General features: G+C 72.1%; 12 protein-coding genes and 1 pseudogene. 5 read left to right on the top strand and 8 right to left on the bottom strand.

The features are described 5' to 3' along the window. Nucleotides 1-50: 50 nt before the first annotated feature. The 4 genes from BLT28_RS16205 to BLT28_RS16190 all read right to left on the bottom strand — a co-directional run bounded on the left by BLT28_RS16205 (nucleotide 51) and on the right by BLT28_RS16190 (nucleotide 3,580). Entirely contained in the window at nucleotides 51-431 is a 381-nt protein-coding gene (locus BLT28_RS16205) for a hypothetical protein (RefSeq protein WP_030431463.1), read from the bottom strand. A gap of 115 nt (nucleotides 432-546) precedes the next feature. Further along, a complete protein-coding gene (locus BLT28_RS16200) occupies nucleotides 547-1,743 on the bottom strand; it encodes an NAD(P)/FAD-dependent oxidoreductase (RefSeq protein WP_030431462.1) in 1,197 nt (398 codons plus the stop codon). Between the two features lie 165 nt (nucleotides 1,744-1,908). Next, entirely contained in the window at nucleotides 1,909-3,033 is a 1,125-nt protein-coding gene (locus tag BLT28_RS16195) for a LamG domain-containing protein (RefSeq protein WP_030431461.1), read from the bottom strand. A 97-nt stretch (nucleotides 3,034-3,130) separates the two neighbouring features. Next, on the bottom strand, nucleotides 3,131-3,580 hold the full coding sequence (locus BLT28_RS16190) for a DUF3995 domain-containing protein (RefSeq protein WP_030431460.1): 450 nt from the start codon (nucleotides 3,578-3,580) through the stop codon (nucleotides 3,131-3,133). A gap of 164 nt (nucleotides 3,581-3,744) precedes the next feature. Between BLT28_RS16190 and BLT28_RS16185 the strand changes: the two genes are divergently transcribed. Genes BLT28_RS16185 through BLT28_RS16175 form a run of 3 tightly spaced genes read left to right on the top strand, consistent with a single transcriptional unit; the run spans nucleotide 3,745 to nucleotide 6,528 of the window. After that, entirely contained in the window at nucleotides 3,745-5,010 is a 1,266-nt protein-coding gene (locus BLT28_RS16185; RefSeq protein WP_063766637.1) for a sensor histidine kinase, read from the top strand. Beyond that, nucleotides 5,007-5,654, top strand: coding sequence for a response regulator transcription factor (locus BLT28_RS16180; protein WP_030431458.1), 648 nt, complete (start codon nucleotides 5,007-5,009; stop codon nucleotides 5,652-5,654). Before BLT28_RS16185 ends, BLT28_RS16180 begins: the two co-directional genes overlap by 4 nt. 16 nt (nucleotides 5,655-5,670) lie before the next feature. Continuing rightward, nucleotides 5,671-6,528: a bifunctional 5,10-methylenetetrahydrofolate dehydrogenase/5,10-methenyltetrahydrofolate cyclohydrolase gene (locus BLT28_RS16175; protein WP_156051264.1), complete on the top strand. Its 858-nt coding sequence runs from the start codon at nucleotides 5,671-5,673 to the stop codon at nucleotides 6,526-6,528. Here the strand turns inward: BLT28_RS16175 and BLT28_RS16170 are convergent. Together BLT28_RS16170 and BLT28_RS16165 are read right to left on the bottom strand one after the other, a co-directional pair. Continuing rightward, nucleotides 6,510-7,208: pseudogene (locus tag BLT28_RS16170) on the bottom strand (serine hydrolase domain-containing protein); the annotation flags it as partial. The gene BLT28_RS16175 and the pseudogene BLT28_RS16170 sit on opposite strands and share 19 nt — an antisense overlap. Before the next feature lie 51 nt (nucleotides 7,209-7,259). Beyond that, entirely contained in the window at nucleotides 7,260-8,186 is a 927-nt protein-coding gene (locus tag BLT28_RS16165) for a CHAD domain-containing protein (protein ID WP_052407702.1), read from the bottom strand. 274 nt (nucleotides 8,187-8,460) lie between these two features. Here BLT28_RS16165 and BLT28_RS16160 point away from each other — a divergent pair, with 274 nt between their 5' ends. Next, nucleotides 8,461-8,856: a hypothetical protein gene (locus BLT28_RS16160; RefSeq protein WP_030431454.1), complete on the top strand. Its 396-nt coding sequence runs from the start codon at nucleotides 8,461-8,463 to the stop codon at nucleotides 8,854-8,856. A gap of 123 nt (nucleotides 8,857-8,979) precedes the next feature. Then, entirely contained in the window at nucleotides 8,980-9,624 is a 645-nt protein-coding gene (locus tag BLT28_RS16155) for an HNH endonuclease family protein (protein WP_407638818.1), read from the top strand. Between the two features lie 90 nt (nucleotides 9,625-9,714). On the opposite strand, the gene BLT28_RS16150 is transcribed toward BLT28_RS16155, so the two are convergent. Together BLT28_RS16150 and BLT28_RS16145 are read right to left on the bottom strand one after the other, a co-directional pair. Next, nucleotides 9,715-10,671: an ArsR/SmtB family transcription factor gene (locus BLT28_RS16150; RefSeq protein WP_052407701.1), complete on the bottom strand. Its 957-nt coding sequence runs from the start codon at nucleotides 10,669-10,671 to the stop codon at nucleotides 9,715-9,717. 275 nt (nucleotides 10,672-10,946) lie between these two features. Then, complete coding sequence (locus tag BLT28_RS16145; RefSeq protein ID WP_030431451.1) at nucleotides 10,947-14,720, bottom strand: hypothetical protein; 3,774 nt, start codon at nucleotides 14,718-14,720, stop codon at nucleotides 10,947-10,949. Nucleotides 14,721-14,822 lie beyond the last annotated feature (102 nt).

Genomic DNA, 14,822 nt, shown 5'->3' with positions numbered 1-14,822 from the left:
TCGCGCCGAAACCTGACAACCGCTGTCAGCGTTCCGGCGCGACCTTTCCGCTACTGCCCGCAGGTGAAGGTCTTCTCCGCGCTGTACTCGGAGGTGCCGTTGCTGCCGTCGACGATGGCGCGATAGGTCTCCTTCTCCCCGGCCTTGCAGTCGAAGAGCAGGGTCTGGCTCTCGTTGCCCCGCCACGTTCCCGAGTCGAGGTTGGTCCAGGCCACCCCGGTCAGGTTCCGCCACTGGAGCTTCGCGGTGTAGGTGATCGCCGTGCTGCAGCCGGAGGTGGAGACGTTCGCCTTGATGTTGCCGCTGTGGTGGAACGGCGTGCCCGCGGTGAGCTTGCAGGCCGCCGCGGACGCGCCCGCGACGCCCGCGGTGAGGCCGCCCGCCACGACGAGCGCGGCGGTGAGGACAGCTGCGGTGCGAGTGATGGTCATGCGTTCTCTCCCCAAGGAGGGTGGATCCGACACCTCGACCCTGTTGGCGTCGCGAGTCGCCCGGCAACCCGATCGGAGCAGCCCGGACTGTCCCGGACAGTCCCGTACGTCCAGCTCAGACGGCTGCGGGGCGCAGGGACGGGCGGGTGAGCGCGAACGGGCCGAGTTCGGCGGGGGCCCAGCCGGTGGGCACCGCGAGGGCCAGCGCCCTGGAGAGGGCGAAGGCCAGCGGCAGGCCGTTGAGGGCGAACCCGCCCGCGGCCCAGACGTTCTCGTCGACGCGGTGGACGACGGGCAGGTGGTCGGCCGTGCGCGCGACCGGGGCGGCCCTGCGCTGCGTCGTCCGGATCGGCCCGAGGGCGGGGAACAGGCGGGGCAGCGTCCGCACGAGCGCCGCGTGCACCGCGTCCTCCGGTTTGCGGTCGAGCGGGCCGGAGCCGTTGGCCTGCGCGGAGGCGGCGGGTCCGTCGCCGCCGAGGACCACCCGGCCGTCGGCGGTCTGCTGCCAGTAGGTGCCGTCCGCGCCGATGGTGGCCGAGAGCCCGGTCCCGAAGACCGGCGGGAGGACGTCCGTCGCCAGCACCTGCGCCTGGCCTGCGGTGATCATCCGGTCCAGCTCGGGCACCAGGCGACCGCTCCACGCGTTGACCGCGATGATCGCCGACTCGGAGCGCACGAGCCCGCGGGTGGTCATCACCCGGACGCCCTTGGCCGACTGCTTCACGTCGATCACCGCGGTGCCCGTGTGCACCGTGGCGCCCAGGTCCATCGCCGCCTTGATCAGCGCGAGCACCAGCAGCGTCGGGTCGAGGGCACCCCCGGGCAGGAGCAGGCCGCAGCGCACGTCGGGGGCGAGCCCGGTGGCGATCGACGCGCGCAGGTCACGCGGGCTGAGCCAGTCCGTCGGCACGCCGTCGGCCTTCAGCGCCCTCGCGCGGGTGGCCAGCACGTTCAGCCGGTCGGCGCCGACCGCGAGCTGGATGTGGCCGTTGGTCTTGAGCGGGCAGTCCACCTCGCCGTGCTCGGTCGCCTTGCGCAGCAGGGAGAAGCCCTTCTCGGCGATCCGCAGCACCTGCCGCGCGGTGCGCCCGCCCAGCCGCTCGACCGCCCGCTCGTAGGGCTCCGGTGTGGTGGGCACGACCAGTCCGGCGCCGCTCCCGCTGGCCCCGCCCGCGAGGCTGCCCGCTTCGACGAGCGCGACCCGCCTGCCGGAGCCGGCCAGCCAGTAGGCGCAGGCCGCGCCGAACAGCCCGCCGCCGACCACGGTGATGTCCGCGCTCGCCGGAGGGGCGTCGGTGGTGGATGCGGTCATGGGCGGCCGGTGCCCTGGTCCTGACACGGATGGTCCTTTCGCTGGAAGTCCGTCAGAGGCAAGGGACCGAACCTCCGACGGGCCGCCCGTGTCCGGCAACGGCCGCACCGCGTCCCGGACAGGTTCGGACGCGCTGGACGAGCGTTTTTCCGGCCGGAAAGGCGGTCAGCCGGAAATCTTCTTCGCCGGGGGCAGTGCCTCGTCGGTGATCGCGCGCAGCTCCGTGCGGCTGATCGGCCGGTCGAACAGCCGCACGTCGCGGATCTCGCCCCGCCAGCCCGAGATGTGCCGCCCCCGGTGCACCGCGCGGCCGACGTCGAACGCGCCCGTCGCCCCGCGCATCCCGGCGGGCAGCTCGCTGGTGCCCACCGCCGCGCCGTCGACGTAGAGGGCCAGCTGCCGGGTCACCGCGCTGTAGACGCCGCCGAGGTGGGTCCAGCGGCCCTTGCGCGGTGGCGTCCCGGACAGCGCCGCGCTGATCACGTCGCCGTCGTCCTTGTGCGGCGCGGCGAACGACCACGCGTCCGCGTCGCCGTTGTAGCCGAGCAGGAACGAGTCGAACCCGCCGCCGCGGGCGCTGACCGCCGTCGCCCAGTCCCCGGTCGCGGTGAGCCGCACCCAGGCGGTCACGCTGAAGCCGTTCTCGGTCGCGACGACGCGCCGGTCGGTGGACACGCGGCCGCTGCCGTCGAACTCCACTGCGGGGCCCAGCTCGGTCGGCGTCCAGGCGACGCCACCGCTGAGCACCCCGGACACGCCGGAGCCGGTCGCGTCCTCGGCGGTCGTCCCGGCTCCGTCGTCGAGCTTCCACCAGGTCACCGGCCCCGTGTGGGTCACGTCGGCGAGCACCGGGGCCGCTTGCGCCCCCGGCAGCACGCACAGGCACAGCAGCGCGAACGCCACCCGGGTCGCGCGCCGGGCCCACCACCGCGCCGCGGGAGCGGGCGGTGCGGCCTCGGCCGGAACCGGTGACTGCTCGGCGTTGGCGAGCGCGCGCCACGCCCTGGTCCACGCCGCCAGCTCCGCCTCGTCGTAGTCCCGCGCGCGCAGGCAGGCCAGCACGAACGCCTCGACGAACTCCAGCCGGGGCAGCCTGGCCAGCCGTTTTCCGGTGAGGATGTCCGAAACCGTCGCCGGGGGCAGTGTGTCCGAGGGGCCCGCGAGCGAGCGCAGCCTGCGCAGCGACGGGGTTCCCGCCCAGGTGCGCAGTTCGTTGAGCCGGGCGACCAGCTCGGCGTTACCGGAAATCCCTTTCGGATCTGGCGGCGCGTCTTCGAGTCTTTCCGTCACGGCACCTCCTGAATTTCCCGAGTGGGGAATTCGAAGATAGCACGACTGTCACTTCGAAGAATTGATATGGCGCATTCCTGATGTTTCGGGTAGGTGTTCAGGAATGCGGTCTCGAAAGGACCGTGACGCCGCAGAGCAGGGCCGCCCACAGCAGGAAGACCGGCGAGTACGCGGCCAGTGCCAGGACCGCGGGCGTGCTCATCGGGGGAACCGTCTCGCGCAGCGGATACAGCAGCAACAGCCCGGAGACCCCGCGCGCGGTCAGCGCCGCCACGGCGATCCACGCGGGAATCAGCAATGCGCGCCGGAAATGCGTTCGGCGAAGTCCGACCGGCAGCAGGGCTATCGCCAGCGCAACACCCACAAGACCCCACGGCGGCACGAGTGAATCGCTGAGGAGTCGTTCGGTGACGCCGACCGACTCCTGGAGCGCCTGGCCGCCCAACGCCCAGTGCGCCCGCAGCCCGACGTAGAGGACGGCGAGCGCGACCGCTCCGTGGCCCGCGATCGTCGCGAGTGGACCGCGCAGGTCAGGGTTGCCGGTCACGAGCCTCCTCTCGCCCGGATCGGCCTGGGCACCCCCAGAGAGCCCAGGCCGATCACCTCGCTCAGCCTGTCCCGGCCGTCCGGCGCGGAACTCCCGCCGCGGCGCGAACCGCCTCCCCCGTGCGAGGGAGATCGGCGGACGGTGCTGTCTGCGAGGATCGGAGCGTGAGCGAAGATCCGCTTGCGGGATCGAGCACCGGCACCGGTCTCCGTCGTGTGCTGAGTCCGCTGGTCAGCCGCTTCACGTTCCGGTCGTGGATCCTGCTGCTGCCCGGCGGCGGCCTGCTGCTGTCGTTCGTCGGGCTGGACGCCGGGATCGGCACGGTGGTCGGCGGCTGGTTCCCGTGGCCGCCCGCCCAGGTGCTGATCATGGTGCTGGCCAATGTCGTGCCGCCGGTGATCACCGGCTTCATCCCCGCGGTGCGGATGGTGGAGATCGTCGCCGTGCGCGCTCTGCTCGGCGTGCCGCTGCCGGACTACTCCGCCGAGGACGGGCGCTCGTGGGGGACCAGGTGGCGCACCGCTGCGTGGTTCCTGCTGCACCTGCTGTGCGGTGGGGTCATCGCGCTGATCACGTTGATCGTGCCGACCTTCGGCGTGGCGATGATGATCGCCCCGGTCGTGCCGGAGCAGCGCATCCAGTTCTCCGACACCGGGGTCGTGCAGTTCCCCAGCGGCGCGGCGGCGCTGTGGGGAGTGCCCGCCGGGTTGGTGCTCTTCGCCTGCTCGCTGTACGTGATCTTCTGGCTCGGCGTGCTGCTCCGCCGCCTGGCGCCCGCGCTGCTCGGGCCGTCTCCGGAGGAGCGGATCGCGAACCTGGAGCGGCGCACCGAACAGCTCGCCGAGCGCAACCGCCTGGCGCGCGAACTGCACGACTCGGTCGGCCACGCGCTCACCGTGACCACCGTGCAGGCCGGGGCGGCGCGCTTGGTGCTCGACAGTGATCCGGAGTTCGTGCGCAAGGCGCTGCTGGCGATCGAGGAGGCGGGCCGCACGGCGTTGGAGGACCTCGATCACGTGCTCGGACTGCTGCGGGAGGAGCGCGCGGCAGGGACGACACCGCAGCGAACGCTCGCCGATATCCGTTCACTGCTGGACAAACCGCGGGTTCACGCCGAGCTTGCCGGTGACCTCGACCGGGTGCGTCCGGCGGTGTCCAGGGAGGCTTACCGAATCGTGCAGGAGTGCATGACCAACGCGTTGCGGCACGCGGGCGAAGTGGACGTCCGCGTGCGGATCGCCGTGCTGGACGGGGTTCTGGAGCTGGACGTCACGAACCCGGTCGGTGCGACCAGGCCCACGGGGCGCGGCGGCCGGGGGTTGATCGGAATGCGGGAGCGGGTGACGGTCCTGGGCGGCCGGTTCTCCGCTGGTGCCGAAGACGGACTGTGGAGGGTCGCGGTGGCTCTTCCTTTGGGGGACATCAGATGACGACAACAGTTGTGCTCGTCGACGACGAGGACCTGATTCGCACCGGACTGCGGGCGATCCTGGGCGCGGAGCCGGATCTGGAGGTCGTCGGCGAGGCAGCGGACGGGGCCGAAGTGGTGCCGCTGGTGCGCTCGCTGAAGCCCGACGTGGTGGTGATGGACGTGCGGATGCCCGCGGTCGACGGCATCCAGGCGACCCGCCACCTGCTGTCGACCATGGCCGATCCGCCGAAGATCCTGGTGGTCACCACCTTCGAGAACGACGACTACGTCTACGACGCCCTGCGCGCCGGTGCGAGCGGCTTCCTGCTCAAGCGCGCCCGGCCCGCGGAGATCGTGCAGGCGGTGCGCACCGTGGCCAGCGGGGACTCGCTGCTGTTCCCCGGCGCGATCCGCGCGCTCGCCGAGCACCACGCGGGCGGCAGGCGGGACGCGCTCAGCGGGGCCCAGCTGACCGAGCGCGAGGCCGAGGTGCTTCGGCTGGTGGCGAAGGGACTGACGAACGCGGAGATCGCGGCGCAGCTCGTCGTCAGCGTGGAGACGGTGAAGACGCACGTCGGGAACGTGCTGGGCAAGCTGCACGCCCGCGACCGCACGCAGGCCGTGATCCTCGCCTACGAGTCGGGATTCGTCAGCGTTCGCTGACCTAACATCCGTGACCATGCATCAATTTCGGGAGATCGACGGCTCGCCGCTGGCCGAGGCGCTGTACGCGGAGGTGGCCGACACCGTGGCCGCCCTGCCCGCGCGGCCCGGGCTCGCCGCGCTGATCCCCGAAGAGGACCCGATCGGCGCGCTCCACGGCGAGCAGCTGAGCTGGGACGGCGAGGAGCTGGGCATCGGCGTCGTGCTGCGGGTGCTGCCGGTGGACGCGCCCGCCGTCGACGTCGCGGCACTGCTCGACGAGCTGTCCGCGAACCCCGGTGTTCACGGGGTCAGCGTGGCCGAGGGCTTCCTCGCCGCCGAGGGGCTGCGCGAGCGCATCGACCCGGCCAAGGACGTCGAGGGCGTCAACCCGCTCTCCCTCGGCAGGCTCGCGCACGGGCTGCCCGCGTTCTCCCCGGTGGCCCCGGTCGCGGTGATGGAACTCCTGCGGCACGCGGAGATCCCGCTCGCGGGCGCGCGAACTGTCGTGGTGGGCGAGGGAATCCCGTTGGCGTTGCAGCTGCGTGCCGCCGGGGCCTCGGTCACCCTCGTGGACGGGGACGCGCCCGCGCTGCCGGCGATCACGGCTGCGGCGGACGTGCTGGTGTCCGCGGTGGGGAAGGGCGGACTGATCACCGCCGAGCACGTCAAGCAGGGTGCGACGGTGGTCAGCGTCGGGCTCGACCACTCGGGTGAGGGCCACGGCGGTGAGTTCGGCGGCCTGCTCCCCGGCGCGGTCGGTGACGCGGAGGCCAAGGACGTCGCCGAAGTCGCGGGCGCGTTCATCGGCTCGCTCACCGTGGGAGCGCTGACGCCCACGCTCGTGCTGCGCCACGTCGCACAGGCCGCGACGGATCAGCTCAAGCAGGAGTAGACCGCGCCGACCAGTCGATCCCAGCGCGGGTCGCTGCCGGAGGCCGCGGTCCGCAGCTTGTTCGGCGTGCACGCGAACGCCAGGCCCACGTCCGGGTCGCCGAAGGCCGGCGCGCCGCCCGCTCCGGGATGCCCGAACGCGGTGGTGCCGGGGGAGAACGGCCGCACCGGGCTGGGCAGCATGTAGCCGGAGGCGAACCTGGAATGCGCGGACAGCACCTCGTCGGGGCCGTCGCTGATCGGTGCGATCGCTTGGCGCACAAAGGGTTCGGTGATCGTCCGGGCGTAGAGCGCCGCGAGTCCGCGTGCGGTCGCGTGCCCGTTGCTCGCCGGGATCTCGGCGCCGAGCCACCTCGTCCCGGTGAGCTCGACCGTCGCCAGGTCGGGTGGGTTGCCGAATGCCTTGGCTGTCACCGATTCCGGGTCCATGAGCGTCGCCGGCTCCGGAGGCGGTCCGAACACGACGCCGCTGAGGCGGCCTCGCTCGACCTCGGTAAGTCCGATGTGGACATCAAGGCCGAGTTTTTCCGTCAGCTGCCGCACGGTTTTCCCTGTTGCCCGCCGCAGCATCTCGCCGACCAGGAAGCCGAAGGTCACCGCGTGGTAGCCGTGCTTGGTCCCGGGCTCCCACCAAGGCCGCTCGTCCGCCAACGCGGCGGCGAGGTGATCCCAGTCGTAGAGCGATCCCGGCGGTTGCCCGGCGCGGAGCGGTGCGTTAGGGGGAGAGCGGGGTCAGGAGGGGGTGAGCCACTGGCGGTGCTTGGCGCGGGTGCGCTGCCGCCACTCGCCGGGCAGGCCGTGCTCGACGTCGTGGGCCCGGTGCTCCTCCCGGGCGTAGAGCAGGCCGTAGGTGAAGGCGCTCTCGCCGTGCTCCTCCGCCTCGTCGGAGAGGTCGCGCAGCAGGCGGCGGCACACCACGCTGTCCTGGTGGACCCCGAGGAACCGCTGGAGGTCGCGCATCTGCTTGCCGAAGCGGACGGCGGGACGACCGCAGACCTGGGCCGCGGCCATGGACGCGTCCCACACGCACTTCGCGGCCTTGCGCACGTCGTGCAGGGCCTCGTCGCGTTCCGGGCCGGGATGCCGGTACTCCGCCAGCGCGGCCATCCGCGACTCCAGGCGGCGGTAGGAGCGGGCCACCTCGCCCGGCAGCACCGACGCGGCGTCCAGTGACGCGTCCGGGGAGCTGTCCTCGAAGATCTGCTCCATGGCCACGCGCAGCCGCGCCTGCCGTTCGCTGTCCAAAGTGGACACGACGCGTTCGTGCAGCTCGATGCGCCGGGCGGTGAAGAACTTGCCCGCGCGCGCCGCGACGGGACCGCGGACCAGGGTGGGCGGGGTGAGCGCGATCTGGCCGTTGAGCCTGGCCTGGACCATCTCCAGGTCCCGGGCGTCCCCGAGCATCGTGTTGAACCAGCACAGCTCGGCCACCACGAACCGCGCGTGGTCGGCGTCGAGGAACCGGTGGAAGGCCTCCAGGCCGCTGCGCAGCCTGCGCACGCCGACCCGCAGCCTGCGCAGCGCGTCGGGCTCGCGGTGCCGGACGCGGCCCTCCTGGAACAGCACGACGTCCACTTGCTCGCGCAGGTAGCCGTTGACCACGTCCCCGGCCCGCGTGCCGGTCGACGTCGGAACCGCGGACTCCTGTTTCGTGGTCATGAGTGCTGCTTACCACCGAGCGGCCGCCTCAAGCGCACCGCCCCGGCGTGTGGGGCGACCGCCCCACATCGCGCGGTGAGCGCACTAACTCGAATGGGTGATCTTTGCCCACGGTGCACCGTTGTGCCTGGCAGGGGAGTCGTCGCTCTCTGTCGACCGGTTGACTCCCCTGGCGCAGTCCGCACCGGGCTGTCAAGATCCACTTGGTCGGACTGGACTGCTCTCGCGAATCCACTCCGCGCACCCGCTCGTCGAACGAAGAAACCAGGTCCACGTGAGCCGACACGCCGCAGCCGCCGTGCTGGACGAGAGCACCTTCCCCGCGCCCCTGCCGGTCCGCCCCCGGCGCGCGCCGCGCAGAAGGTCCGTCCCGGTGAGTCCCGGCCGCGTGCGCCTGACCGTCGTCCGCGACACCGCCGCGTTCACCGCCGCCGAGCCGGTGACCCCGCCCGCCTCGCGCCGTCCCGTGCTGCGCAGGGCGGTCCGCGCCGCGCGGTCGCTGGTGCATCGCAGGCCCGCGCCGGGGGGCACGCCGATGCTGCTGGCCATCGCCACCGGCCTGGCCTTCACCGCCGCGACGCTCGGCGTGCTGCCGACCGCCGGTCTGGTCGGGCTGGCCGTGGTCGGCACCGGGGTCTGCGAGCTGCTCGACCACGCCAATCGCAGCTGATTTCCGTCCCTCCACGGAGGGTCGCCATCCGCTCACGCCGGGGATGCGTCATGATCGGCGCGCTCGTCCACCGTCGTTGTGAGAGGAACTGGCGTGAGCCGAGGGCGCTGGATTCTGGCCGCCGTGCTTGCCGTGATCGCGATCGTCTCCGGGACGGCCGCGCTGTTCATGAAGGACCCCGAGCCGACCGGCTCCGCGCCGGCGACCACCTCGGGGCCCGCCCCCGCCGGGGACTCCGCCGCGGCCAGCCGCGCCGACCTCGACCGGCTCACCGTCGCCGCCTGGCACCCGATGAAGGGCTACACCAGGGAGAAGTTCAAGCACTGGATCACCCAGGGCGAGAAGTGCGACACCCGCGAGGCGGTGCTCAAGCGGGACGGCAAGAGCGTGGTCACCGACGCCAGCTGCAAGGCCACCTCGGGCAAGTGGGTCAGCCGCTACGAGGGCAAGGAGATCGCCAGCGCCACCGAGATGGACATCGACCACACGGTGCCGCTGGCCAACGCCTGGCGCTCGGGCGCCGACACCTGGACCGACCAGCGCCGCCAGGAGTTCGCCAACGACCTGGCCAACCCTCAGCTGCTGGCGGTGTCCGCGGCGACCAACCGCTCCAAGGGCGACCAGGACCCCTCGCAGTGGAAGCCGCCGGCCAAGGACAGCTGGTGCGGGTACGCCAAGGACTGGATCGCGGTGAAGAAGGCCTACGCCCTCAACGTCACCGAGGCGGAGAAGTCCGCGCTGCGCGAGATGCTCACCACCTGCAGGTGACCGACCTCGAAGGGCGCCCGATCGGCGAGATCGGGCGCCCTTCGAGCGTCCGCCCCCCGGCGTTAGCGCGCTCTAACCTCGTCGCGACGCCTAGTCCGCCGCGATGGCGAGCGCGGGCGCCTGGCCCGGCGTCGGCGTCCGGCGCGAGACCGCGGGGGTCGTGGTGGTGCTCAGCAGCTGCTGCGCCAGCGCGGTCGGCGCGTGCCACATCGACCGGCCCTGACGGGCGGTGGCGATCAGCCCGCAGTGCCGCAGCACGGTCAGGTGCTCCGAGACCCGGCTGAGGCTGACGCCGACGCGCTGGGCGATCTGGGTGGTCGACCCGCCCTGGCCGAGCCCGCGCAGGATCGCCGCCCTGGTCTGCCCGACCAGGGAGCGCAGCGGGTCCTCCGACCACGGCACGTCCGGTGAGAACCGGGCCTTGGTCGGGTAGGCCAGGATCGGCTGACCGCTGAGGTCGCGCATCAGCTGCGGCCCCTCGGGCAGGAACGCCGAGGGAGCGAGCACCAGTCCGCGACCGGCGAGGTCGACCTCGGACCGCTGGGGCGCGGCCAGTTCCAGGACCGGGGCGCGCCAGCGGATCGTCGGGTGCAGGCCGCTGAGCAGCCGCTCCGTTCCGTTGGCGAGCAGGACCGTCGACCGGTCGGCCAGATCCGCCTCAAGGTGCGCGCGCAGCTTCGCCCAGTCCGGCTGCAGGCACGTCTCGTGGTAGCGGCGCAGCACCGTGAGCAGGATGCGCGTGCCGCTGCGGCCACCTGAGTGCCACATCCAGCTGGGGGCGCTGACCGAGCGCGGGTCGATCGTCCGCAGGTGCCGGTGCAGCGGCTGTTCGCAGTGCGTCGCCAGGTCCTGCAGTTCGCGGTCGAAGGACGTGCGTTCGCCGAGCGCGGTGACCAGCGCGGTGCTCAGCGGCTGGTCCTGGGGGACCAGGTCGAGCAGGGTCAGCGAGTCCGACCTGGTCAGCTCGGCGAGCCTGCGCCGCCAGCGGCCGAACTCGGCGCCACCGCCCGCCTGGGCCAGCACCCGGACACTGAGCAGGGTCTCCACCAGGGGAGATACCAAGAAGCGGATCCGCGGCAGATCGTCGGGTCCGAAGCGTATGCGTAGCACGAGCCCTCCGCGGCGTGGGGGATTTGCGGGTGTCCGGCGCTCCCGAGGGGAACCGGAACCGCCAACAAATACCTAGAAAACCTGCCGGTGGGAAATACTCCATCAAACTGCCGATATCGATATCAGCCAGGAGACGTATTGGCGGTCGGTCTCTGGGTCCCCACCTGGTCACGCAGGGTCGCACCGGAGGCGGTGGCCGCCCACGGTAGCGGTCAGCGGCCCCGGCTGGTGAGGTAGGACGAAACAAGACGGCCGTCCTGTTTCATCACTTCCTGCACCACCACGAGTTTGTCCTGCGGATTCGCCCCGCCACGCCCGAGAGCGCGGTCAGGAGCGCCGAAGTCCACCTTTCCCGTCACCCCGGAGTAGGTCCGCGGTCCCGTGGTCTCGCGCAGCGACTGGTAGACCTGGTGCCGGTCGGGCACCCCCCGCGCGTCGGTCCTGGCCCGTTCGGCCGCGATGAGCAACAGGTGCACGGCGTCATAGGAGAGCATCACGTGACCGTTCGGCCCTGACCGAAATGCCGGACCGCCGCGCTGGCGCTGTTCCCGTTCCACCGCGAGGTGGTCGGAGAAGAAGCGGTCGACGCCCGGTTCCAGCCGCCCTTCGCCGCGCTCCTCCCAGCCCTGCTTGGTGGGGCCGAAGGTGGTGAAGAACAGCCGCTCGCTGGCGTAGTCCTCGCGACCGGCGAGGTCGCGGAAGCCGGCGGTCTCCAGCTGCGAGAGGTCGTCGCCGCCGAGGATGATCGCCTCGTCCCGGCAGCTGCTGCGGCTGAGCTCGTCGAGCAGGGTGGGCAGCTCGTTGGCCCGTCCGGAGTAGACGATCATCGGGCCGGGCAGGTCCGGCGGGTTCTCCTCGCAGATCTCGCGCACCCGCGTGTGCAGGGTGCTCGCGGTGCCGGTGGTGCCCGCCTCGTAGGGCTTCTCGATGCCGGCGCGCAGCTCGGGGACCGGCTTGCGCTGCTCCTTCTCCAGCTCGCGCTGGTAGTCCTCCTTCAACTCCCTGCTGTAGCGGTCGGTGGGGTTGTAGACCAGGAACGGCTGCCTGCCGCGGAAGGGGCGAGCGGTCACCGCCCACTCGATCGCCACCTGCGCCTGCCTGGCGTTGGTCGGCGCCACGCGGAAGAAGTAGGGCTTGCCGCTGAAGGTGTTGCCGGAGGGGGCCGAGCCCATCATCGGGATGCCGGTCCAACCGCCGGTCGCGGTGCCGAGCAGTTCGGCGGCGCGCACGGTGGCGTCCCTGGTCTGGCCCATCCCGCTGACCGCGATCACGGTGGGATCGGCGTCGGCGAGCCTGCGGATCTGCTCCGCGGTGTGCTCGGCGTGCTCGGAGTCGCCGCCGAAGTTGGCCGGGAGCAGGCGGATCAGGAATCCGCGCTGGATGGTCGAGGTGCCGAACCGGTTCCAGTCCCGTTGGGCCAGGTAGGCGCCGCGCAGCTCGTTGACGCCCGCCGAGAGGTCCCGCTTGGGGCGCTCGGTGGAGCTGAGCATGGTGGCCACCACGATGCTCACGTACGGCCGCCCGCCCGCGCGACCGGCCTCCTTGAGCACCAGGTCGTTCTGCTCCTTGATGAGCCTGGTCAGCTCGGCGACCTCGCGGTCGTCGTCGTTCGCGGTGCTCTCGTCGGCGAGGAAGGTGCCCGCCGCCCCGGTGACCCCGACGCACTCACCGTCCATGTTGGACAGAACCTGGCTGTCGTCGAACAGGGTGCCCGCCACCGTGCCCACCGCCAGCGGTCCGTCGCGGTCGCAGTGCACCAGCACGTGCCGGACGTAGACGGCGCCGTAGAGCACGAGCAGCACCACGGACAGGACCGCGACGGACTTGCGGATGGCGTACCTCGGCGGCCACACCCGGGGATAGGGGTGTTTGCCGCCCCCGGTGCAGTACTCCGGGAGCTGGGGCAGCGGTGTCGCGGGTTTGCCGTCCTGCGAGGCGTGCACCAGAGCACGGTATCGGGCGAGCTGCCGGGCCACAGAAGGGTCGTCGTCGGCGTTGAGCGAGCGGTAGCCGTCGAGTACGTCGTGGAAGAGTTCCCCGCCGCGCCAAGCGGTTCCGGTCCGCGAACGCAACCGCCAGGTGGCCCGCACAAGATCCTCCACGCGGCGCAACCGAGGTCCCTTGAGCCAGCCGAGCCCCGCCTTCAGCGGCGCGACCTCCACATCGGAGCGGTAGGGCGCGGCCGCGATCTCCTCCAGCTCCGCGGCCCAACGCCCGTGCCACTGCGCGATGCGCGGCGCCAGGTAGAGCGCGACCGCGCGGACGTCACCGAGCGCGAGGCAGTGGTAGAGCCGGTCGGAGTGCTTGCCCAGGCGCGCGTAGTGGTCGCGCAGCGCCCGGTGCACCTGGTCGTGGGTGAAGTCGGGGTTGCCGTTGGTGCGCAACAGCTCCTCGGCCAGCAGGTCGCGCAGCAGCGGGTGGAACTCCAGCTGCGCGCAGTCCTGGCTGAGCGTGACGAAGCTGTAGGTGGACAGGCTGGTCCAGATCTCGTCGGCGTCGCGGTCGGGGACCAGCAGGCGGATCGTCTGCACGTCCAGCTTCCTCGGCGCGGCCAGCCGGGCGAGCAGCTGCCTGGTCAGCGTGCGCTGCGACAGGTCGCTGTCCCGGAACCGTTGCAGGAAGCGCAACATCAGGTACTCGCCCACGGTCTCGGTGCGGTCGGCGCCCTCGGCCTCCGGGTTGGGCACCAGCTGCGCGAAGACCGAGCGCACGGGCGGGACGACGCGGTCGCGGGCGTAGCGCCGGTCCACGACCTTGATCGCCAGCCGGACCGCGAGCGGGTGCCCGTGGGTGACCTCGTGCAGCTCGGAGACCAGGGCGGGGCGCTCCACCGTTCCCGCCCGCCGCTGCGTCCACTGGGTGAGGAACTGCCCGGTCTCGTCCCTGGTGAACGGGCGGAGGCGGATCGGCAGGCAGGCGCTGTCGGGCCGCCGGAACCGCTCGAACCGGTTCCGCCAGCCCCAGTAGACCGCCCGCGCGATGTCCACAGGGGACGGTTCGCCACCGTCCTCGCTCGCGAGCTCGTGCGGCAGCGGGATGTCCTCGATGTCCGCTGTGGACTGTTTGGTGGCGATCACCAGCAGCGGCAGGTCCGGATGGCGTAATCGCGCCTCGGCGAGCAGCTCCAGCACGTCGGTCGGGGGCGCGGGGGCCACCGGCCGGTCGACCGGGAACAGGTTCAGCTCGATCGGGGAGAGCAGGTCCGCCCCGTCCAGCAGCAGCACGCAGTTGACCTTGCGGTGCCGGGCGCCCCGGTACGCGGCCTCGATGTCGGCGAGGAAGGCCGCGACCAGGAACCGGTCCACGGTCAGCCGGTCCCTGCGGTCCTCGCTGTCGGCGAGGTGCCACAGCTGGGAGATCACCGCGTCGACCTTGCAGCCGGGGCTCATCCCCAGCAGCTCGCGCCCGGCCTCGCGCTCGTACCAGCGCAGTACCGCCGCCTGGCGGTAGCCGGCCATCCAGCGCAGCCAACCGGGCAGCACCGTGGTCAGCGTGACCAGCGAGCGGCCGAGCGGGCGCATCAGCCTGCCCAGCCACTGCGTCGGCGTGCTCGCCTCGGCCGCGCTGCTCAGCGCGTCGGTCACCGTCGGGAGGGTGCGCGCGTCGCGGCTGATCAGCTCCCGCGCGGCGCGCAGCGGATCGGCCTCCGCCGGTGGCCGCGCCCCGAGCACCGCGCGGGCCAGCCCGTAGCGCGGCATCCGCAGCCTGCCGAACTGCGGGTGGTAGTACTGGCGCAGCTGGTTGTGCGCGGCGTCGAGCACGTCGCGGCAGGACTTGGAGCCGGTCTCGTCGAGGTCCACCCGCGCCAGCGGGACCGAGGGCTCGCACCGCCGCCGCACGTGGTCCAGCAGCGTGGTCTTCCCGCTGCCGCCGGGACCGAAGGCCACCAGCACGGGCAGCGGGTACCGGGGCTTGCGATCGATGAGCGACTCCACGAGCGCGGCGGTCGCGTCGCGGCCGACGAGACCGATCTCAGGCTCCAGCACAGGTCGATGTCCCCTCTCCAGCGGCCGATGCAGGGCGCCCAGCCTAGTAACCCGTCACTTACACGGGGTAACTAAGCCGCAACGGCACAGCCGGGGGGTGGG

The sequence above is a fragment of the Allokutzneria albata genome, from assembly GCF_900103775.1.
Lineage (GTDB): Bacteria > Actinomycetota > Actinomycetes > Mycobacteriales > Pseudonocardiaceae > Allokutzneria > Allokutzneria albata.
This window is presented reverse-complemented; position numbering and strand designations above follow the sequence as displayed.